18 protein-coding genes are annotated in these 20,467 nt (G+C 59.6%); 2 read left to right on the forward strand and 16 right to left on the reverse strand.

Annotated elements, in window-relative coordinates; all coding sequences use genetic code 11:
- Positions 1-321 precede the first annotated feature (321 nt).
- Genes IM739_RS22155 through cyoA form a run of 5 tightly spaced genes read right to left on the reverse strand, consistent with a single transcriptional unit; the run spans position 322 to position 5,377 of the window.
- On the reverse strand, positions 322-1,071 hold the full coding sequence (locus IM739_RS22155; protein WP_442981171.1) for an SURF1 family protein: 750 nt from the start codon (positions 1,069-1,071) through the stop codon (positions 322-324).
- A gap of 33 nt (positions 1,072-1,104) precedes the next feature.
- Positions 1,105-1,512: a cytochrome o ubiquinol oxidase subunit IV gene (gene cyoD / locus IM739_RS22160; RefSeq protein WP_237371381.1), complete on the reverse strand. Its 408-nt coding sequence runs from the start codon at positions 1,510-1,512 to the stop codon at positions 1,105-1,107.
- The gene (cyoC, locus tag IM739_RS22165; protein ID WP_237371382.1) at positions 1,509-2,132 is read right to left on the reverse strand and encodes a cytochrome o ubiquinol oxidase subunit III; all 624 of its coding nucleotides are present in this window, start codon (positions 2,130-2,132) and stop codon (positions 1,509-1,511) included. The genes cyoD and cyoC overlap by 4 nt, the downstream gene beginning before the upstream one ends.
- A 1-nt stretch (position 2,133) precedes the next feature.
- Positions 2,134-4,137: a cytochrome o ubiquinol oxidase subunit I gene (cyoB, locus tag IM739_RS22170; RefSeq protein WP_237371383.1), complete on the reverse strand. Its 2,004-nt coding sequence runs from the start codon at positions 4,135-4,137 to the stop codon at positions 2,134-2,136.
- Positions 4,138-4,168: 31 nt separating this feature from the next.
- On the reverse strand, positions 4,169-5,377 hold the full coding sequence (cyoA, locus tag IM739_RS22175; RefSeq protein WP_237371384.1) for a ubiquinol oxidase subunit II: 1,209 nt from the start codon (positions 5,375-5,377) through the stop codon (positions 4,169-4,171).
- 328 nt (positions 5,378-5,705) lie between these two features.
- On the opposite strand from cyoA, the gene IM739_RS22180 reads away from it, so the two are divergent.
- Positions 5,706-7,040 (forward strand): MFS transporter, encoded by a 1,335-nt coding sequence (locus tag IM739_RS22180; protein ID WP_237371385.1) that lies wholly within the window; start codon positions 5,706-5,708, stop codon positions 7,038-7,040.
- A 154-nt stretch (positions 7,041-7,194) separates the two neighbouring features.
- On the opposite strand, the gene IM739_RS22185 is transcribed toward IM739_RS22180, so the two are convergent.
- From IM739_RS22185 to IM739_RS22220, 8 genes are all read right to left on the reverse strand, one after another.
- Positions 7,195-8,706, reverse strand: coding sequence for a peroxidase family protein (locus tag IM739_RS22185; protein ID WP_237371386.1), 1,512 nt, complete (start codon positions 8,704-8,706; stop codon positions 7,195-7,197).
- A gap of 521 nt (positions 8,707-9,227) precedes the next feature.
- The gene (gene mmsB, locus IM739_RS22190) at positions 9,228-10,124 is read right to left on the reverse strand and encodes a 3-hydroxyisobutyrate dehydrogenase (RefSeq protein WP_237371387.1); all 897 of its coding nucleotides are present in this window, start codon (positions 10,122-10,124) and stop codon (positions 9,228-9,230) included.
- Between the two features lie 96 nt (positions 10,125-10,220).
- On the reverse strand, positions 10,221-11,612 hold the full coding sequence (lpdA, locus tag IM739_RS22195; protein ID WP_237371388.1) for a dihydrolipoyl dehydrogenase: 1,392 nt from the start codon (positions 11,610-11,612) through the stop codon (positions 10,221-10,223).
- Between the two features lie 3 nt (positions 11,613-11,615).
- Positions 11,616-12,911 carry a dihydrolipoamide acetyltransferase family protein gene (locus tag IM739_RS22200; RefSeq protein WP_237371389.1) on the reverse strand — a complete coding sequence of 432 codons (1,296 nt, stop codon included), beginning with the start codon at positions 12,909-12,911 and terminating at the stop codon, positions 11,616-11,618.
- 2 nt (positions 12,912-12,913) lie between these two features.
- Positions 12,914-13,927 (reverse strand): alpha-ketoacid dehydrogenase subunit beta, encoded by a 1,014-nt coding sequence (locus IM739_RS22205; RefSeq protein WP_237371390.1) that lies wholly within the window; start codon positions 13,925-13,927, stop codon positions 12,914-12,916.
- A gap of 1 nt (position 13,928) precedes the next feature.
- Positions 13,929-15,161, reverse strand: coding sequence for a 3-methyl-2-oxobutanoate dehydrogenase (2-methylpropanoyl-transferring) subunit alpha (locus IM739_RS22210; protein ID WP_237371391.1), 1,233 nt, complete (start codon positions 15,159-15,161; stop codon positions 13,929-13,931).
- A gap of 71 nt (positions 15,162-15,232) precedes the next feature.
- Positions 15,233-16,360 (reverse strand): acyl-CoA dehydrogenase family protein, encoded by a 1,128-nt coding sequence (locus IM739_RS22215; RefSeq protein WP_237371392.1) that lies wholly within the window; start codon positions 16,358-16,360, stop codon positions 15,233-15,235.
- A 24-nt stretch (positions 16,361-16,384) separates the two neighbouring features.
- Positions 16,385-17,572 (reverse strand): acetyl-CoA C-acyltransferase, encoded by a 1,188-nt coding sequence (locus IM739_RS22220; RefSeq protein WP_237371393.1) that lies wholly within the window; start codon positions 17,570-17,572, stop codon positions 16,385-16,387.
- A gap of 270 nt (positions 17,573-17,842) precedes the next feature.
- Here IM739_RS22220 and IM739_RS22225 point away from each other — a divergent pair, with 270 nt between their 5' ends.
- The gene (locus IM739_RS22225) at positions 17,843-18,883 is read left to right on the forward strand and encodes an AraC family transcriptional regulator (RefSeq protein ID WP_237371394.1); all 1,041 of its coding nucleotides are present in this window, start codon (positions 17,843-17,845) and stop codon (positions 18,881-18,883) included.
- 26 nt (positions 18,884-18,909) lie between these two features.
- Here IM739_RS22225 and IM739_RS22230 read toward each other — a convergent pair whose 3' ends face one another.
- The 3 genes from IM739_RS22230 to IM739_RS22240 form a co-directional block, all read right to left on the reverse strand.
- Entirely contained in the window at positions 18,910-19,128 is a 219-nt protein-coding gene (locus IM739_RS22230; RefSeq protein ID WP_237371726.1) for a hypothetical protein, read from the reverse strand.
- 28 nt (positions 19,129-19,156) lie between these two features.
- Positions 19,157-19,837: a hypothetical protein gene (locus IM739_RS22235; RefSeq protein ID WP_237371395.1), complete on the reverse strand. Its 681-nt coding sequence runs from the start codon at positions 19,835-19,837 to the stop codon at positions 19,157-19,159.
- 159 nt (positions 19,838-19,996) lie between these two features.
- Positions 19,997-20,437, reverse strand: a complete 441-nt coding sequence (locus tag IM739_RS22240) for a SyrB-like regulator (RefSeq protein WP_237371396.1) — start codon at positions 20,435-20,437, stop codon at positions 19,997-19,999.
- Positions 20,438-20,467 lie beyond the last annotated feature (30 nt).

The raw sequence follows: 20,467 nt of genomic DNA on the forward strand, positions 1-20,467 counted from the left end.
CGTCGGCCAAAACACCACCAAAACACCCAGCGCGCACCACCACCAGACACAGGGCAAAACAGCCTGAACACCAACAGCCGCACCCAAAAGCTGAAAAAAACGAAAACCGCGCCCTCGTGTGTATGTGTCGCCATGCCATCGGAGGCTGGCAAAGACGCTAGGTGTTATGAGCGGCTACCGGGATCGAACACCAGCAATCGTGCACTTTCATATTGGCCGTTCTCCAGCATCCTGGCTGCGTGGCGCCGCACAGGGGGCGCCGCACGGGGAGAACCAGACAGCGACACGCAGCCCGGAAATCGCGCGGGGGGGGCGTCTGTGTCAAACCGCCTGCTGACGGCGCATGACATAGAGACCCACAGCGCTCATCACCGCCAACAGATACCAGGTCACGGCATAGACAAGATGGCTGTTTCTGAAGCTGACGACAGTCAGTCCGCCGATCGGAAGCCCGCCGGAATTGGGAGTGGGAGTGGCATCGGCATCGACAAAATAGGGAGCAACCCTCTCCAGTCCTTTAGCCGCCGCGATCGCCGCCACATCGCGCGAATACCATCGGCCGCTCACCGGATCGTTGCTGCGCAGGAAAGCACCGTCCGGCTCCGGCATGCGCAGGAGTCCCGTCACGCTCACAATAGGGGAAGTCTGACCAGCCGCATGCAGCACGGCGTCGCGGCGATCAGAAGGCACAAAGCCGCGATTGATCAGGATCGTGGCGCCATCGGGCAGGATCATCGGCGTCACCACCCAGAAGCCGGCGCCAAGTTCTGTGACCGCCTGCACTAGAACCTGCCGGTCGGGCAGAAACATACCGGTAGCCGTGACGCGACGGTATTCGTCCTTGTCCTGGTTGATGCTGCCCCACTGTGCCGGAGCCGGCACGGCCACCGGTTGCGCATGGATGCGGGTCTCGACGCGGGTGATCAGGTCGAGCTTCCAGGTCAGACGCTGCACCTGCCAACTGCCGAGCGCGACAAAAACGATGACCAGAAGCAGCATGCCAAAGGTGAAGATCACATCGGAGCCTGTGCGCGCCGGCTTCACATTCTCATCGACCGGGTCCCTGTCCATCGTCATCCCTGCCCCAATCCGTGCCTTCGTCCGTCAGGGCATGTTCTTCATCATCTCATGCGTCATCGGCATCATGTTGGTGTTCAGATGATGCATGACCCACAACGAGCCGGAAAGCGCGATCCCGACGATGATCAGCGTGAAGATCAGCGCCATCATGGTCCAGCCGCCTTCAGAGCGCGGATTCATGTGCAGGAAAAAGACCATGTGCACGACGATCTGCACGACGCAGAGCGCCATCACCAGAAAACCGGTCAAAGCTCTGCTATCCAACACATCGGCCATGACCAGCCAGAACGGAATGGCGGTCAGGATGACGGACAGGACAAAGCCGATAACATAACCTCTCAATGTGCCATGGCCCGCATCATGGCCATGGCTATGGCCGTGATGGGTGTTGGCGGCATCTTCCTGTGCCGGGCTTTTTGGCTGTGGGCTCATCCGAGCACTCCCATCAGATAGACGAAGGAGAAGACGCCGATCCAGATGACGTCGAGAAAATGCCAGAACATCGACAGGCACATCAGGCGCCGGCGGTTTTCCGGGATCAGGCCGTGCATCTTGACCTGCACCATCATGGTCACGAGCCAGATGATGCCGAAAGTCACATGCAGTCCGTGCGTGCCGACCAGTGTGAAGAAGGATGACAGGAATGCGCTGCGACCAGGCCCCGCTCCTTCCTGGATCAGGTGGTAGAATTCGTAGAGTTCCAGCCCGAGGAAGGTCAGGCCGAACAGACCTGTCACGCCGAGCCAGAAGATCGTCTCCATCCTGGCATTGCGCTCCATCTGGAGCATGGCAAAGCCGTAGGTGATCGACGACAGCAGCAGCATCGCGGTGTTGATCGCCACAAGGGGCAGATCAAACAGGTCGGCAGGCGACGGGCCGGCCGCATAATTGCGCCCCAGCACGGCGTGGGTGGCAAACAGGACGGCGAAGATGAGGCAGTCGCTCATCAGGTAAAGCCAGAAGCCCAGCATGGTGCTGCCTTCGGGATGGTGATCTTCCTCGAGGTAGAACCGGTTCTCGTCCCATTCTTCTGTGTGTGTCTTGTCGCTCATCTCAGATCCGCTCCGCCAGCAGCTGTGTACGCGCATCCTCGGTCGCGGTCACCGTCTCGACAGGGATGTAGTAGTCCCGCCGGTAGTTGAAGGTATGCCCGATCGCCACGGCAATCAGTGCGACGAGCGACAAGATTGCCAGCCACCAGATGTACCAGATCAAGGCGAAGGCGAGCAGGACGCTCAGTGCTGCCAGGATGACGCCGGTTCCCGTGTTCTTCGGCATGTGGATCGGCTTGAAGCCCCCCAGCGGACGCTCATAGCCGCGGTTCTTCATGTCGTACCAGCTGTCATGGTCATGCACGACCGGCGTGAAGGCAAAGTTGTAGTCGGGCGGCGGCGACGACGTCGACCATTCGAGCGTCCGCCCGTTCCAGGCGTCGCCGCTTGTTTCGCGCAACTGATCACGCCTGAGGTAGCTGACGACGATCTGGACGACGAAAGAGGCAATGCCGAGTGCGATCAGGAAGGCGCCAAAGGCGGCGATGATGAACCAGATCTGCAGCGACGGGTCCTCGAACTGCGATACCCGGCGGGTCACGCCCATCAGGCCAAGCACATAGAGCGGCATGAAGGCGAAGAGGAAACCGATCTGCCAGAACCAGAAGCTCATCTTGCCCCAGAACGGATCGAGCTTGTAGCCGAAGGCCTTTGGCCACCAGTAGACGACGCCGGCCATCAGCCCGAACACGACGCCGCCGATGATGACATTGTGGAAGTGGGCGATCAGGAACAACGAGTTGTGCAGGACAAAATCCGCCGGCGGGATCGCCAGCATCACGCCGGTCATGCCGCCGATGACGAAGGTGACCATGAAGCCGATCGTCCACAGCATCGGGACTTCATAGCGGATCCGTCCGCGATACATGGTGAAGAGCCAGTTGAACATCTTTGCGCCCGTCGGGATCGAGATGATCATCGTGGTAATGCCGAAAAACGCGTTCACCGATGCGCCTGACCCCATGGTGAAGAAGTGGTGCAGCCAGACCAGATAGGAGAGGATCATGATCACGCAGGTTGCGTAGACCATGGACGCATAGCCGAACAGGCGCTTGCTGCTGAAGGTGGCCACCACCTCGGAAAAGATGCCGAAGGCCGGCAGGATGAGAATGTAGACTTCCGGATGCCCCCAGATCCAGATGAGGTTCACATACATCATCGGATTGCCACCAAGGTCATTGGTGAAGAAATTCGTTCCGGCATAGCGATCGAGGGAGAGAAGCGCCAGCGTCGCAGTCAGGATCGGGAAGGTCGCGACGATCAGGATATTGGTGCAGAGCGAGGTCCAGGTGAACACAGGCATTTTCATGAACGTCATGCCGGGAGCGCGCATCTTGACGATCGTCGCGATCAGGTTGATGCCGGAAAGGGTCGTGCCGACACCGGCGACCTGCAGGCCCCAGATGTAATAGTCGACCCCGACTCCCGGGCTGTAGTCAGCACCGGAAAGCGGCGGATAGGCGAGCCAGCCGGTGCGGGCAAATTCCCCGACAAACAGCGACATCATGATGATCACGGCGCCGGCCGTCGTCATCCAGAATGAAAAGTTGTTGAGGAAGGGGAAGGATACGTCACGTGCGCCGATCTGCAGAGGCACGACATAGTTCATCAGGCCGGTGACGAAAGGCATGGCCATGAAAAAGATCATGATCACGCCGTGGGCGGTGAAGATCTGGTCGTAGTGATGCGGATTGAGATAACCCTCATTGCCGTTGAAGGCGATCGCCTGCTGGATGCGCATCATGATCGCATCGGCAAAACCGCGCATCAGCATGACCAGCGCCAGGATCACATACATTATGCCGATCTTCTTGTGATCGACGCTGGTGAACCATTCGTGCCAGAGATAACCCCAGAGCTTGTATTTGGTGATCAGCGCAACGACCGCGAGACCGCCCAGGGCGACAACGGCAAATGTCACCACGAGAATGGGCTCGTGGTAGGGAATGGCCTCCCAGGAGAGCCGCCCGAAGATGAATTGCGTCAAACTGGTATTGTCGAACATGGCACTGTCCAAATTCTCTTGAAATGCGACGTCAGGGGTTGGTTGAGCCGCTGTTGTTCAACTGCGCAGGTGCCGGGCCGTCCTCGGCGTCCGGGCCTGCAGGTGCGGCATGCCCTTCATGCATGTGCTGCATGTCGTGATCCATTGCCTGAGGCTCTTGCGGCTGTTCGTCGATCCCTTCGGCCGGCTCTTCGCTGCGCGAAGGATTGCCGGTTGCCGGGAAAGTCGCACCGGGCGCCGTCTCGCCCTCATGGCCGGATCCGCCCGCATGACGGTTGTCATGCTCGAGCCGTGCACGGTTCTCATGGCTTTCCACACCGGCCCCGCCCATCATGTCGATATGCATCATTTCATTCATGCACATCTGGCCCGGGCGCACGCACATGTTGAGCACCGCCTGGTAGAGGCCGTCCTCGACACCGGCAAAGAAGCGCACAGGATCCTTGATGCTCGGCTTTTCGAGCTTCAGGAACGTATCGCGATTGAGCATCGTGCCATTCTGCTTGACCTGTGCGACCCATCCGTCAAAACCCGCCTGATCGAGGCTGCGGAACTTGAAGCGCATATGGGAAAAGCCGTCGCCGCTGTAGTTCGATGACAGACCCTCATAGTCGCCCGTCTTGTTCATGACCGCATGCAATCTGGTCTGCATGCCTGGCATGGCGTAGATCATTCCGGCAAGTGCGGGAACGTAGAACGAGTTCATCACGGATGAGGCGGTGATCTTGAAATTGACCGGCACATCCACGGGCGCCGCCATTTCATTGACGGTGGCAATCCCGTAATCGGGATAGAAAAACAGCCATTTCCAATCCAGCGCCACGACCTCGACTGTCAAAGGCTTGGTATTGGCCGGGATCGGCCGCTCGGCATCCAGGCGGTCGAGTGGCCGGTACGGATCGAGCTTGTGCGTGCTGATCCAGGTCACGGCGCCCAGCGCGATGATGATGGCCAGCGGCGCCGACCATATGATCACCTCAAGACCCGTCGAATGATGCCATTCCGGATCGTATTTGGCGCTAGTGTTGGACTGGCGATAGTGCCAGGCGAAATACAGCGTCAGGCAGAGCACCGGAACGATGATGATCAGCATCAGGATCGTCGAGATGACGATCAGGTCTCTCTGCTGTGCCGCGATGTCCCCCGAGGGCGACATGACCACCATGTTGCATCCGGCAAGTGCCAGGACCATGGTCAGGAAAACAATCAATCGTGCCGCGATCTTTAAGTGACTGTGCATTTCGAGCTCAACTTGCGTTTTGTCTAGTTGGCAATAATCGCGGAACGACACCAAAGGGAATGGGGCCGTTCGTCGCAGCGCAGCATAATGTCGCAGTGCAGGATTTCAATGGAAGCGATAGAGGCAGACACCTACAAAGCTGAATTGATTATTGCCAATTGCGCGCGGATTGCCAATCCACCGCGGACAAAACTCGGGATTGGCCGGGAATGATTGCGCGATCGGCAGGGACATCAAACGGCTTGCAGGTTTTTTGCAGCGCTTGCTTGATCTCGACCGGGGATTGATCAACATTTCAGATACGGGGCGAAACCGCCGGGAGGTATGCATGAACACGGTCGTCAATCCAACATCGTCTGGTCTTGAGCGAGACGCCCGCCGCATGCATGACGACGACAAGCCGCTGTCGCCAGGAAACATCGCCATCGGCGTCGTGATCGGCCGCATGTCGGAATTCTTCGACTTTTTCGTCTATGGCCTCGGCTCAATCCTGGTCTTTCCCAAGCTGATATTTCCGTTCGCGCCGAGCCCCGTCGCCGCCACCTTGATGTCGTTCGCTATCTTCCCGCTGGCCTTTCTCGCGCGCCCGGTCGGATCGTTCGCCTTTATGTGGATCGACCGCAACTACGGACGGGGAACGAAGCTGACAATCGCGCTTGTGCTTCTCGGCGGCTCGACGGCCTCCATCGCCTTCCTGCCGGGCTATGCGACAATCGGATATTGGGCCGTGGCCCTCCTGGCATTGTTCCGGCTGGGTCAGGGATTTGCGCTGGGCGGCGCATGGGACGGCCTGGCGTCCTTGCTGAACCTCAATGCACCACCCAAGCACCGCGGCTGGTATGCGATGATACCGCAACTCGGTGCACCAATCGGCTTTGCCATAGCCAGCATCCTGTTCTTCTACCTGATCACCAATCTTTCGGAAGCCGACTTCCTGGAGTGGGGCTGGCGTTATCCTTTCTTTGTCGCCTTCGCCATCAATGTCGTGGCGCTGTTTGCCCGTCTTCGCATCGTTGCCAGCAAGGAGTTCGGAGCGGCAATGGCGGCGCAGGAATTACAGGCTCGTCCGGTATTCGAAATGCTGAGCAAACATGGCCATGACGTCGTGATCGGAGCCTTTGCTCCGCTGGCAAGCTTCGCCATGTTCCATCTCGTGACGATCTTCCCGTTGAGCTGGGTGATCCTGAATGGTGGCCAGTCGGCTGCCGAATTCCTGCTGGTGCAGGTTGCAGGCGCTGCCGTCTGCACGATCGGCATCGTGCTCTCCGGCGTGATCGCCGACCGGATCGGCCGGCGTCGGCAATTGATGATCGGCGCGAGCCTGATCGCGGTCTTCAGCTTTTCGGCACCTTTTCTTCTGGATGCCGGCGGCAAGGGCCAGGATGCGTTCATCCTGATCGGCTTTGCCATCCTCGGCCTCACTTTCGGTCAGGCGTCGGGCGCGGTCTCATCCCGCTTCACAAAGTACTATCGCTATACGGGAGCGGCATTGACATCGGATCTGGCCTGGCTCGTCGGCGCCGCATTCGCGCCACTGGTAGCACTTGGGCTCGCCACCAATTTCGGCATCATCTTCATCGGCGGATACCTGATTTCCGGGGCAATCTGCACGCTGGCCGCCTTGAGCCTGACCCGCGTTCTTGACCAGAACGAATCCGCATAAGCGCATAACCGGCCAGCTGTGGCGATCCGGCTGAGAACGGAAGAAAGACTGGCATCTCCTCTGCGGATGTCGTCTTTGCATCCGCAAAGGAGATGCCGAAATGCCTCACGGCATAACACGGCACCTCCCCTGACGGATCGACGTGCCAGAGCGCCTAGCTTTGCGGTGGCGCTGGCGGCGGCGGGGGAGGAAGCTCCGTCGGAAGATTGTCGACGTCTTCCGCCTCCATTTCGGGAGCATCGGCGCCCAAGGTCAGCTTGATCAGGTCGGTCATGGTGAAACGTCCCGGCCGAGCGCCCGGCAACGTTGGTGTCCAGTTTCGATCCTGCCAGAGAAACGACGCCTTGTCGGCAAGAAGAATATCGACAAATGTCTTGGCAACGATGTGCGCTCCGACCCCGCCCAGGTGTTGGCCATCGTGCAGGAACTCGGCCTCGCGCAAAATGTAGAACCAGAGCGGCGCAAGCCCGGTGCCTCCGGGTACATCGGTCCAGACATCGCTATCGGGTAGACGCTCGGGCAGAGCGAGGAAATTCGCAACCGTCTGCCCGGCCGGCAGGCGCAGATCAACGCCGCGTTTCAGATTTCGGACAGCCAGCGAGCGGTCGGCGGCACTGGTGTCCGGTGGCACGACGCCGTTCGGAAGCTTGAGAAGCTGCGGTGCCAGCTTGGTATCGATCAGCTTTCCGCGCGTAGCGGAGGCGCCAAAGAACCGTGACCAGTCGATGCGAAGAATCTCCGGCAACGGACGCCCGCCCCGTAAATCGTTGTCGGCCGGGGGCGCCGTGGGATCGGTCGGGAAAATCGCCGCCCCACCCTGCGCATTGATCGGATAAAAAGCGCGGATCTGGCTATGACCAAATCGATAGGCCGCACCGCTGAACTCGACCGGCATATAAGGTTCGCAAGACCTGCCGCGATCGGCTGAAGCCAAGACCGCATCGACAGCCGACCGGCCGACCGTGCGGACCAGGAATTCGTTCAAAACGATCCATTGGTAATGCCAGCGCACAAGAGTCTGCGCATCCTCGAACCTCGACCGCCCACCGGTATCACTGAGAAAATCGCTGATGACCCGATTGTGTAATTTGAGGAACAATACATGCAACTGGCCGATGATCCGGTTTTCATCATTGCGAGGGTCTCCAATGATGGCTGTGCCCTGATGGTTGCGCGGCAGATCGAATCCGTCTTCGGACAGGAGAAGACAGCCGGGACAGTTGCGATCATAAAGTGCCGGACTGGCGCCGGGCCCGCGACCGTAAAGTGAATCCAGTTCGAATGCAGGCGTACGAAAATTCGTGGTGGCGTTCACGTCAATCTGCTGCTCCAGGATGGAGGTCGCATCCAGTGTCAGATCGTGATCGATGAATTGGCCAAGAAAGGTATAGCCCGCCTTGATGCGTGGATTGTCCACACCACCTCCGGGCCCCTCCATCGGACCGGGAGGTCCGCCATCCGGTCCGGCACCGCCCAGCACATCAGGCGGCGGCACCATCGCTTTCAAAGAGCGCAGTTCCGGGAACATCCGGCCAAATCGGCCCGTGTCGGTGAAGCGGCCCTGTGGAACACTCAATCCACGATTTTCGAACCCGTGCATCTCTTCCTCCCAAAGAATGGTGTGTGCACACCAGCCAAAACAAATCGCGTCGTGCGCCCACGCCATCTGAGAGTGGCGCAGGTTGCTGCAGTTTTAGATTGCGCATTTCTTGCATCGGGTTCCGCGGATCATTGTCAGCGGAAAACAGTAGGGCCATGGTGCCCGAAGGCGCCCGACTGGTCGGGCAACATGCCAAACCCTAACCCAGAACCGTCGGGATTTCGACATTCAGCCGACTTATTACCTAACGATAAACTAATGTACCCTGGATCTGGTTTGGTCCGAAAGGGGCGTGAACTAGAATTAGCAGGCCAGATCATTCAGTTAGCGAAAGCTGAAATGTGAGGACTTGTCACCGATTGATACAGGCCTTCCACAAGCCGGCGTGCGATCCGCTACCCGAGGCTAGAACGCCTTCCCGATGACACCATGAAGAAACGGCTGTCACCTCCCCCATCCGGTCGGCACCTCACCTTGACGTCTACGGCCTGCGCGCGCCCGGTTGCCTGGCATACCCGGATAAGATCGGTCGACCTATGGTCCGCGACGGGATCGACCGCCCATGGCCCCCATGTGCCAAGATCCTATCACAACGTCCCCTCACCCGCTTGATCGCGCAGCAGACTGATGATGGCGGAGAAATCCCGCTCGCCGTGCCCATTTTGGTTGAACAGGTTGTAGAGTTCAGATGCCTTCGCGCCAAGCGGTGTGATAGCGCCTGTCGCTTGTGCCGCCGCCTGCGACAATTTCAGATCCTTCAGCATCAAGGCCGCGGCAAAGCCCGGCATGTAGTCGGCATTGGCGGGTGATGTCGGCACGGGGCCGGGAACGGGGCAATAGGTGGTCAGCGACCAGCATTGCCCTGAAGACACCGACGCAACATCGAAGAGCGCCTGGTGCGATAGTCCGAGTTTTTCGCCCAGGACAAAGGCTTCGCAGACTGCGATCATGCTGATGCCAAGGATCATGTTGTTGCAGATCTTGGCAGCCTGCCCAGAACTCGCCCCACCGCAAAGAATGATGCGCCTGCCCATCGCCTCGAAAATTGGCTGGGCACCGGCAAACACATCCGCATCACCTCCGACCATGAAGGTCAGCGTGCCTGCGGCAGCCCCACCTGTGCCGCCGGAGACTGGCGCATCCAACGATGGGCACGCGGCACCGGCCGCCATCTCGTGGGCAAGGCGGGCGCTTTCGATGTCGATGGTCGAGCAGTCGATCAGCACTGTCCCGGCCGGCACGGTCCTCACCAGCTCCTGCCAGACCGAGAGGACATGTTTGCCGGCAGGCAACATCGTGATCACCACCTCGACCCCGTCAACCGCTTCGGCCAGAGACGCGCAGGACGTCACGCCCGCACCCTTTGCATCGCTCACAAGTGCGGGCGAGAGATCAAAGCCCCTGACCGAAAAGCCCTTTTTGACCAGATTGACCGCCATGGGGCCGCCCATGTGACCGAGACCGATAAAGGCAATGTTTGTCATGTCCACTATGCTCCTTACTGTGGTCTGGTAAGCCGGCGCTGTGATCAGGCGGCGTCCGGGCTTGGGATGGATGTGACGCGGGCTTAGCTAACGAACTCAGATATGGAGCGCATGGCCAAGGGCCTTCATTGCGGCTTCCTGGAAACCTTCGCTGCGCGTTGGATGCGCATGGATGGTCGCGGCAATGTCCTCCAGCCGTGCGCCCATTTCGATCGCCAGAGAAAATGCCGCCGACAGCTCCGAAACGGCGAAGCCGACGGCCTGCACCCCGAGGACGAGATTGCTGTCGGCACGCGCCACCACGCGGACGAAGCCATCATCCCGGCTTACCGTCATGGCTCGGCCATTCGCGCTGAAGGGAAACTGCCCGACGCGGATGTCAAATCCCTGCGCACGCGCCTCGTCCGGCGATAGCCCGACAGCAACGATCTCCGGGTCGGTAAAGCACACCGCCGGAATGCTGCGTTTGTCCCACGAACGCCTTTTGCCGGCGACGATCTCCGCCACAAGTTCACCCTGTGCCATCGCACGGTGTGCCAGCATCGGTTCGCCAGTCAAATCGCCAATGGCATAGACACCGCGCATCGATGTCCGGCAATGTTCGTCGATACGCAGGAACGGACCGGCACGATCAAGGTCGAGTTCATCCAATCCCAGACCTTTGGTGCGAGGACGGCGACCGACAGCAACAAGAACCTTGTCGGCAGCAAGGCGGTGTTCTTCACCCGCTGCATCCTTGATCACAAGACCATCATCCGTCAGACCTTTGACCTTGGTGCTGTTTAGTACCCGCACTCCAAGCGCCGTCAAACGTTTGGCAACCGGCGCGACCAGATCACGATCATACTGCGGCAGGATCTGCTCCCTTGCCTCGACGAAAGTCACTTTCGAACCCATTTTGGCGAATGCCGTTCCAAGCTCAACACCAATATAGCCGGCACCAACGACGACGAGTTTTTTGGGCACGGCTGTTAGTGAAAGCGCCTCTGTGGAGGACATAACCGATCCGCCGAAGGCAAGCCCCGGAAGGTCAACCGGCTCGGAGCCCGTTGCGATCACCACCGCTTGAGCGCGGATGGTCTGGATACCGGTTTCCGTCTCGACCTCGACCGTTTTTCCGTCTCGGAAACGCGCGCGTCCATGGACGATCTTGACCTTGGCCCTTGCCAGAAGCGCCAGCACGCCGCTGTTCAGACGGGCAACGATTCCGTCCTTCCAGGCGACTGTCCTGGCAAGATCAAGCCCTGCACTTTCAACACTGATGCCGAGCGGGCTGCTGAGCCCCACCATGTGGCTGACATTGTCATACTCCTCCGCAGCGTGGATCAGCGCCTTGGACGGGATACAGCCGATATTCAGGCAGGTGCCGCCTGCCCTTTCGGCTTCGACAATCACCGTATCGACCCCCAATTGCCCGGCACGAATGGCGCAGGTATAGCCGCCGGGGCCGGCACCGATGACCAGAAGTTTGCAGATGATCTCTTTCATGGCTCAACTCTCGATGAACAACAGCGCGGGGGTCTCAAGCAAAGCCTTGATGCGCTGGATAAAGCTTGCCGCATCAAAGCCGTCCACAACCCGATGATCGAAGCTGGACGACAGGTTCATCATCTTGCGGGCAACGAACCGGCGCCCATCCCAGATAGGCCGCATCACGATCTTGTTGACACCGACTATCGCGACTTCCGGGTAGTTGATGATCGGCGTTGTCGCGATCCCGCCCAACGCACCGAGCGAAGTAATGGTTATCGTTGAACCGGAGAGTTCTTCGCGCAGCGCAGAGCCTGATCTTGCAGCCTCCGCAACACGCATCAGTTCGGCGGCACAGTCCCAGATGCTGCGAGCCTCCGCATGACGCACAACCGGGACCGTGAGGCCGGTGGACGTCTGGGTGGCCACGCCGATATGCACGCCACCATGCCTGGTGATGATACCGGCATCGTCGTCGAAGGTAGCGTTGATGCCAGGCTGCTCGGCGCAAGTCTTCACCATGGCCCGCATCAGGAACGGCAGAAGAGTCAGCTTCGGCTGGTCCTGCTTGCGGTTGCCGTTCATCGTCTCGCGCAGGAGCTCCAGATCGGTGACATCGATCTCTTCCACATAGGTGATATGAGGAATACGTGCGGCGGCCCGCGTCATTTTCTCCGAGATACGCCGACGCAGACCGGTAACCTTGATCTCCTCGAATGTCGTATTCCTGGCCAGCGCCTTTGCCGATACAGGCAAATCGGCGCCACGCACAACAAACCGGTCAAGATCGTCATGGGTAATGCGGCCGGCAGGCCCTGTGCCTAGAACCTGGCGCAGATCAATGCCGCCTTCCTGTGCTCTCAAGCGGACCGCCGGCGACGCAACCGGCTTTACAGGAGCAGGAGATACGGGATGAGTTTCAACCGGCTTTGCCCGGCGCTGATCTTTCGCAATCGACGGGACCGGTTTTTCCTCCACCACGCCGCTCGGCTGATTTTCAATCGTACTCATCGTGGACGCCTCGACGCCTACCGGCGCGGATGCGCCAGTTCCGTCGTCCGCGGCCTCTCCATCGCCAGCGACCTCAATGCGCAGCAGCGGTGCCTTGACGGCAATCGTATCGCCGACCTCGGCACCAAGCCAGCGCACTATGCCATTGACCGGAGACGGGATTTCGACCGTTGCCTTGTCCGTCATTACTGCCGCGAGAACCATGTCCTCTCGGACCGGATCGCCGGGTTTGACATGCCATTCGACAAGTTCCGCCTCGGCGACGCCCTCGCCCACATCCGGCATCTTGATGATGAATTCTGCCATGCTCACGCCCCCATCACGTCAACAAGTGCGCGCCCGACCCGGGCTGGGCCTGGAAAATAGTCCCATTCCTGGGCGTGCGGATAAGGGGTATCCCAGCCGGTCACACGAACGATGGGCGCTTCCAGGTGATAAAAGCAGTGCTGCTGGACCAGAGCCGCCACCTCGGCGCCGAAGCCCGATGTCAAGGTTGCCTCGTGCACGACAACGCAGCGGCCTGTCTTGTTCACCGATTGAACAATGGTGTCGAGATCAAGCGGCAAAAGGCTGCGCAGGTCGATCACCTCTGCATCGACACCGGTTTCTTCTGCCGCCGCCAGAGCGACATGAACCATGGTGCCATAGGCAATGACTGTTACGGCGCTGCCAGGCTTGCGAATTTCCGCCTTCCCGATCGGAATGCTGAAGTGACCTTCCGGCACCTCGCCAAGATCATGTTTCGACCAGGGGGTGACCGGTTTTTCGTGATGACCGTCGAAAGGGCCATTGTAGAGTCGCTTCGGCTCCAGAAAGATCACCGGGTCCGGATCCTCGATCGAGGCGATCAACAGACCCTTGGCATCATAAGGGTTTGAGGGGACGACAACCTTCAGTCCGCAGACGTGGGTGAACAGCGCTTCCGGGCTCTGGCTGTGTGTCTGGCCGCCGAAAATGCCCCCGCCCGTCGGCATGCGCAGGACGATCGGGCAGGTAAAGTCGCCGTTCGAGCGATAGCGGATGCGGGCGGCTTCCTGCGTGATCTGGTCGTAGGCCGGATACATGTAGTCGGCGAACTGGATCTCCACGCAAGGCTTCAAACCATAAGCCGCCATGCCGATCGCCGTACCGACGATGCCGCTTTCACTGATCGGCGCATCAAAGCAGCGCGTCTTGCCGTATTTCGCCTGCAGGCCTTGCGTGCAGCGAAAGACTCCACCGAAATAGCCGACATCTTCGCCGAACACCACGACATCGTCATCGCGTTCCATCGAGACATCCATGGCGCTGCGCACAGCCTCGATCATCGTCATTCTGGCCATTTTAGTAACCTGCCTCCTGCCTTTGGCGTCGGATATGAGCCGGCATATCGGCATAGACCCCGTCAAATATATCGCGCACCGATGGTTTCCCCCCGGCATGCAAGGTGCCGTGTGCCTCGGCGCGCTTCTGCGCATCGAGCACTTCATCGAGGATTTCCGCTTCCGCCTGCACATGCCGGCTCTCCGACCATGCGCCTTTTGCAATCAGGTGTTTCTTCAGGCGAAGCACAGGGTCTCCCAAGGGCCAGGCTTCCGACTCCGTCTTTGGCCGGTAGGCACTCGGATCATCCGAAGTTGAATGGGCACCGACACGGTAGGTTACGTATTCGATCAATGTCGGCCCGAGGTTGCGCCGGGCACGCTCGGCCGCCCAAAGCGAGACCGCGTGGACCGCCAGATAGTCATTGCCATCGACACGCAGCGCCGGAATGCCGAAGCCGAGTCCACGGGCGGCGAAGGTGCCAGAGCCCCCTCGCGCGATGCCCTGGAAGGTCGAGATCGCCCATTGATTGTTGACGATATTGAGAATGACCGGTGCTTTGTAGGTCGAGGCAAAAACCAGCGCGGAGTGAAAGTCGGATTCGGCTGTCGAACCATCGCCGATCCAAGCGGCTGCGATCTTCGTGTCATTCTTGATGGCCGACGCCATCGCCCAGCCGACAGCCTGGACATATTGGGTGGAGAGATTGCCTGAAATGGTGAAGAAGCCGTGCTCCCTGGACGAATACATCACCGGAAGTTGCCGGCCACGCAAAGGGTCGCTTTCATTGGAGAAGATCTGGTTCATCATCTCTTCCATCGGGTAATCGTCGGCAATCAACAGACCTGCCTGGCGGTAGGTCGGAAAGTTCATGTCACCGTTTCTGAGCGCCTTGCGAAAGGCACAGCTGACCGCCTCCTCGCCGAGATGCTGCATGTAGAACGAGGTCTTGCCCTGGCGCTGCGCCATCAGCATGCGCGCATCAAAGGTGCGCAATTTCATCATGTGGCGAAGGCCCGTCAGCAGTTCGTCATCCGAAAGAAACCCCGCCCACGGACCAACGGCTTCGCCTTCGCGGTTGAGCACCCGGATGATCGAATAGGCGAGGTCGCGGATGTCTTCCGGCGCAGAATCCACCGGCGGACGCGCTACCGCGCCCGCTTTGGCAATACTGACGTTGGAAAAATCCGGCGTTCCACCCGGCCGAACGGCGGGCTCCGGAACATGCAGGCTCAATCGCTGGAACTCGGTCATGCCGTGTTCGTCCTCCCTTTGGCAGGCCCTGGCCCTCCCGTCTCCTCCCGGAAGGCCCTGTCGCCTGGTTCCTACAGATTACGCGCAATAACGATGCGCTGCACGTCACTTGTTCCTTCGTAGATCTGGCAAATGCGAACATCGCGGTAGATGCGCTCGACCGGATAGTCCGACATGTAGCCATAGCCCCCGTGGATCTGGATGGCATCCGAGCAGACCTTCTCGGCCATCTCGGATGCAAACAACTTGGCCATCGAGGCTTCCGTCAGGCAGGGAGCACCGCTATCCTTCAGCACCGCTGCATGCAGAACCATCTGCCGCGCAACCTCGATACTGGTTGCCATGTCGGCAAGGCGGAAAGCGATCGCCTGATGGTCGATGATCGGCTTGCCAAAGGCCGTGCGCTCGCGGGCATAGTCGCGCGCCGCCTCGAAGGCCGCTCGCGCCATGCCGACCGATTGCGCCGCGATGCCGATGCGACCACCTTCCAGGTTGGCAAGCGCGATCGCATAACCCTGTCCCTCATTGCCCAGGCGCCACTCAACAGGGATCCTCATGCCGTTGAACGCGATCTGACACGTATCGGAGGCATGCAGTCCGAGCTTGTGTTCAACGCGGATGACTTCGTAACCCGGGGTATCGGTCGGCACGACAAAGGCCGAGATGCCTTTCTTTCCCGCTGTAGGGTCGGTGACGGCAAAAACGATGATCACCTGGCCGTTGCGGCCCGATGTGATGAACTGCTTGGAGCCGTCGATGATGTAGTGATCGCCGTCAAGGACGGCACGCGTTCGCAGGTTGGATGCGTCTGATCCTGCCTGCGGCTCCGTCAGCGCAAAGCCGCCAATCCATGTTCCGGAGGCAAGTTTTGGCAGAAAGCGTTGCTTCTGGTCCTCGGTGCCGAATTTCAGGATCGGCCCACAGCCAACCGAATTGTGCACGCTCATGATGGTCGAGCACGCCCCGTCGCCGGCGGCAACTTCTTCCAACGCGACGGCATAGGCAACCATACCGGTATCCGAGCCACCATAGTCCTCCGGCACCAGCATGCCGAGAAAGCCAAGCTCGCCCATCTGCCGCAATTCTTCCTTGGGGAAGGCGTGCGAGGTGTCACGTGCCCCGGCACCCGGCAAAAGGCAATCGTGTGCAAAATCGCGCGCCATATCGCGGATCTGGCTCTGTTGCTCTGACAGGATCATGAACGGGTCTCCTCCCCAGCGAACTCAGATCCGCTCAATCGCAATCGCTGTCGCCTCGCCGCCGCCAATGCACAATGTGGCCATGCCGCGCTTCAGGTCACGGTTGCGCAGTGCTGATAGAAGCGTGACGATGATGCGCGCACCGGACGCGCCGATCGGGTGGCCGAGCGCACAGGCTCCACCATGTATGTTCACCTTGTCATGCGGCAGATCGAGATCGCGCATGGCGGCCATGGCAACGACGGCAAAGGCCTCGTTGATCTCGAACAGGTCCACATCCTTCAACTGCCAACCTGTCCGCGCGCAAAGCTTCTGGAGCGCCCCGATTGGCGCCGTTGCAAAGAGGTTCGGGGCCTGGGCATGGGTGGCATGACCAATGATTGTGGCCAGGGGCACGAGGCCTTGTTTTTCCGCTTCGCGACGGCGCATCAGCACCAGAGCGGCAGCGCCATCAGAAATCGAGCTGGCATTGGCCGCCGTGACCGTTCCATTGTCGCGAAAGGCGGGCTTCAGGCTGGGGATCTTGTCGAGCTTCGCTCTGCCGATCTGCTCATCGCAGTCGACTATCTTGCCAGCCTTTCCAGCATTGGCGGAGATCGGCACGATTTCGTCAACGAAAAGCCCCGTGTCACGCGCCTCTTGTGCCCGCGTGAGTGAGGCAATGGCAAACTCATCCTGCGCGGACCGGGTAAACTGATAGGCTTCAGCACAATCTTCGGCAAACGTGCCCATGAGCCGGCCTTTGTCATAGGCATCCTCAAGGCCATCGAGAAACATATGGTCGATCACGCGGCCGTGCCCGAGGCGATAGCCTGCGCGGGCCCGATCAAGCAGATAGGGCGCATTGCTCATGCTTTCCATGCCGCCGGCAACGATAGTATCGGCAGTTCCGGCGACAATCAGGTCATGGGCCAGCATGACCGCTTTCATACCCGAACCGCACATCTTGTTGACCGTGCTTGCGCCTGCAGTCAGGGGAAGGCCTGCGCCGAGGGCGGCCTGCCGCGCAGGCGCCTGTCCCAGTCCTGCTGCCAATACACATCCGAAAACAACCTCTTGCACCGCCTCGACCGGAAGCTGACTGTGCTGCATGGCAGCGCGGATTGCGGCAGATCCAAGCTCGGGCGCAGAAAGATCCTTGAGATCTCCTTGAAACGCGCCAAGCGCCGTACGGCTGCAACCGACGATGACAATCGGGTCTGGCTGCATCATCGACAACCCCCAACAGGTCGCCATGATCTGGCTCGAATTCCGGGATGTTGTCGAGGAAGCCAAAGTATCAGAAACCCTGCCGCAGGGGTCGGGGTTGTGCGTGATCCAGACACGCCTTGTGCCGGAACACAGGCCGCCATTCCAATCGCAGACATGATCAAACCTCCTCCGCTGACCATATTGCGGGATCCTACGCCGACGCGCTATTGTAATCCATGACTGAACTGTCCTTCATTTTTCGGCCAGTTTTGCCATAAGAGAAAGTGACAAATGGCTGACTTCGACCGGCGCATGATCTCGTCCTCCTTCGTTGAAGAGGCACTCGATTGCCTGAAGCGGGCCGGCAAACCAACGGCGCCCGTGCTGGCCGCGCTGGGACTGCCGCCGGTGGTAGATCAGGCGATTTCGGCGGAACGCTACGGCGCACTGTGGCTGGCCATTGCCGCGGAGGTTGATGACGAATTCTTCGGGATGGCGGGGCGGGCGATGCCGCATGGCAGTTTCACGCTGCTGTGCCATTGTGTACTACATGCAAAAACGCTGGAGCAGGCGCTTCGACGCGCTCTTCGCTTTCTGACCATCGTGCTTGAAGATCCGATCGGCGAACTCGTCATCCGCGACGGGCTTGCCGAGATCATCCTGACCGACAAGGGCGAAGCGCGCCCGGCCTTTGCCTACCGCACATATTGGATCCTGCTGCACGGCATTGCCTGTTGGCTGGTCGGGCGGCGCATTGCGATCCGCAGCGTGGATTTTCGTTGTGCCGAACCGAAACAGGGAGCCGACTACCGATTGTTCTTTGGAGCACCGGTGCTTTTTTCCAGACCTGTCAGCCGGCTTGCCTTTGATCGCACGGTGTTGAAACTGCCGATTGCCCGGACGGAGCAAGCGCTGAAACAGTTCCTCCGCGGGGCTCCGGCCAACATTCTCCTGCGTTATCGATACGATGCCGGCCTGGCCGCCGCCATGCGTCGGCATCTGCGCTATACTCCGCCCGCCGACTGGGGAAGTTTCGAGAATATTGCCGCTCAGATGCGTAAGTCACCATCGACGCTACGCCATCGCCTGCATGCAGAAGGTCAGAGTTTTGCGGCGATCAAGGAGGAAATCCGCCGAGATATGGCCATCGAGCTTCTGTCAACCGGGACGATGCGCATCAGTGACGTCGCAACGGGTCTGGGTTTTGCCGAACCGAGCGCGTTTCACCGTGCATTCAAGAGCTGGATGGGTCAGACGCCGACGCAATACAGACGCGCCCACGCAACGCTGCCGGAAAAGAACGACCGAAAGATCCGCTCTGGAGACGTCTGAAACGAGTTGATCTCAACGCGCCTCAGTTACAGCGCGTCATTCTGAACCGGCTTGGCTTCGACTTCGCCGTGCGCAGTTGCGTCTTCTGTCGCTGTTTGCCGATCGAACAGATGCGGCGCGTCCGCTTCCGCCGCACGGACCAGCGCTTTCAGATCGGTATTACCCCAGATGGAGCCGGCGCGCGCGTCATGCTGACGACGTCCCGATTTGAATTCGACGACAAATTTCTGTTGTGGTGTTTTCATATGACCCGTCTTCGCAAAAACAACAGCCTCAAGGACGATCGAAGCGACTGAGCAACCTCGTCAGATGTGCGTTTTGCATCTTGAGCTTTTCCGCCAACAGGCGTTTCAGCTTTCGCACGTCTTCGTCAAGGCTTTCCATCTCGACAATCACAGGATCACGTGACGACGCAGGCTGAATTGCTGAAGCCGGTGTATTGGCGTCAGCGTTGCCGACATGCGCAGCCGATCCGGGTTTGACGCGCGACCTCCCTTTCAGCTTCGCGCTTGCCGCTGGCGATACTTCTGTCTCAACCGAGCTCGGTGCAGCATCCTTTGCCACGGGCTGAGCAACAACATCTCGCGCCGGTGAGCGCCGCGTTCCGGCATTCGCAGTACCCGACTTTCGCCGACCTGGTCGCGAAACCTCGCTTGCGGGAGCGATGCCAGCGGCCTTGCTCAGGTCGTCGGCCGTGCTCACCGCAATCGACGGTTCGTCCTCATCGTCTGATGAGACTTGCTGATCGATGGTATCCGGCAGCGTCTCAAGCGACGGTACTGCAAGCGCATCCTCGACCTGATCGGCAGCGGGCTCATCCACATCGTCTTGGAGCTTGTCTTCTGGCACGTCCGCCAATGCCACAGCAGGCGCCGCCTCTGGCGCCTCCACCGGCGCTTTGTCTCTAGGCTGGCGTGAAGCCAGATCGGCAAGAAATCTCCAAGGGGATCTCATCAACATAGTCCTCCAGCAATCTGCACTGCGATTTCGCGGCAGGGTTCATTTCCGGGTTCGCAACACCAACCCGGAAATGTCGACTGACAGTGATCTAGCGCACAAGCGCGATGTCGCAACCGCTCCGTGCCACCTCGATCTGATTGGGTCTGATGAACCTCAGGCGCGACCAAGCCGGTTGCGCAGGTCGGCATTTTCCAGGCGCAGCTTTTCTGCAAGCGCCTTGCGGAGCTGCTTGTTTTCTTCTTCAAGCTGGATGAGGTCGGCAAACTCATCGCCCGTCGAGACGGTTGCCGGCGCCTTCGATGCCTTTGCTGGAGCCTTCTTGGCCACCTGCTTTGGCGAGGTCACCTTTATGAGATCCTTCGTCGCGGGCTTTGCGACCGCTTCCGTTTCACCACGTTTGCCGCGCTTGACCGGTGCAGCCTTTGCCGGCGCAACCTTGGCCGGCGCAGCTTCCGGCTTCGCCTTTGCAGCCGCAACTTTCGCGGGTTCAGAGGCCGCCTTCGGCTTGTTCGGGCCACGGGTCTTTTTGATCTTAACCGGCGTATCCGTCACCGCAACTTCAGCAACGGCACCTGCATTGTTTTCATCAGCCATGTATATCTCCTTTTGTAGCGACAGATCTTT

It is taken from the genome of Rhizobium sp. SL42 (assembly GCF_021729845.1).
In the GTDB taxonomy this organism is placed as follows: Bacteria; Pseudomonadota; Alphaproteobacteria; order Rhizobiales; family Rhizobiaceae; genus Allorhizobium.

What these genes read in the sequence shown, in the direction of transcription:
- IM739_RS22155 (WP_442981171.1), bottom strand. Translation starts at nt 1,071, where the DNA reads ATGGACAGGGACCCGGTCGATGAGAATGTGAAGCCGGCGCGCACAGGC.
- cyoD (WP_237371381.1), bottom strand. Translation starts at nt 1,512, where the DNA reads ATGAGCCCACAGCCAAAAAGCCCGGCACAGGAAGATGCCGCCAACACC.
- cyoC (WP_237371382.1), bottom strand. Translation starts at nt 2,132, where the DNA reads ATGAGCGACAAGACACACACAGAAGAATGGGACGAGAACCGGTTCTAC.
- cyoB (WP_237371383.1), bottom strand. Translation starts at nt 4,137, where the DNA reads ATGTTCGACAATACCAGTTTGACGCAATTCATCTTCGGGCGGCTCTCC.
- cyoA (WP_237371384.1), bottom strand. Translation starts at nt 5,377, where the DNA reads ATGCACAGTCACTTAAAGATCGCGGCACGATTGATTGTTTTCCTGACC.
- IM739_RS22180 (WP_237371385.1), top strand. Translation starts at nt 5,706, where the DNA reads ATGAACACGGTCGTCAATCCAACATCGTCTGGTCTTGAGCGAGACGCC.
- IM739_RS22185 (WP_237371386.1), bottom strand. Translation starts at nt 8,706, where the DNA reads ATGGCGTGGGCGCACGACGCGATTTGTTTTGGCTGGTGTGCACACACC.
- mmsB (WP_237371387.1), bottom strand. Translation starts at nt 10,124, where the DNA reads ATGACAAACATTGCCTTTATCGGTCTCGGTCACATGGGCGGCCCCATG.
- lpdA (WP_237371388.1), bottom strand. Translation starts at nt 11,612, where the DNA reads ATGAAAGAGATCATCTGCAAACTTCTGGTCATCGGTGCCGGCCCCGGC.
- IM739_RS22200 (WP_237371389.1), bottom strand. Translation starts at nt 12,911, where the DNA reads ATGGCAGAATTCATCATCAAGATGCCGGATGTGGGCGAGGGCGTCGCC.
- IM739_RS22205 (WP_237371390.1), bottom strand. Translation starts at nt 13,927, where the DNA reads ATGGCCAGAATGACGATGATCGAGGCTGTGCGCAGCGCCATGGATGTC.
- IM739_RS22210 (WP_237371391.1), bottom strand. Translation starts at nt 15,161, where the DNA reads ATGACCGAGTTCCAGCGATTGAGCCTGCATGTTCCGGAGCCCGCCGTT.
- IM739_RS22215 (WP_237371392.1), bottom strand. Translation starts at nt 16,360, where the DNA reads ATGATCCTGTCAGAGCAACAGAGCCAGATCCGCGATATGGCGCGCGAT.
- IM739_RS22220 (WP_237371393.1), bottom strand. Translation starts at nt 17,572, where the DNA reads ATGATGCAGCCAGACCCGATTGTCATCGTCGGTTGCAGCCGTACGGCG.
- IM739_RS22225 (WP_237371394.1), top strand. Translation starts at nt 17,843, where the DNA reads ATGGCTGACTTCGACCGGCGCATGATCTCGTCCTCCTTCGTTGAAGAG.
- IM739_RS22230 (WP_237371726.1), bottom strand. Translation starts at nt 19,128, where the DNA reads ATGAAAACACCACAACAGAAATTTGTCGTCGAATTCAAATCGGGACGT.
- IM739_RS22235 (WP_237371395.1), bottom strand. Translation starts at nt 19,837, where the DNA reads ATGAGATCCCCTTGGAGATTTCTTGCCGATCTGGCTTCACGCCAGCCT.
- IM739_RS22240 (WP_237371396.1), bottom strand. Translation starts at nt 20,437, where the DNA reads ATGGCTGATGAAAACAATGCAGGTGCCGTTGCTGAAGTTGCGGTGACG.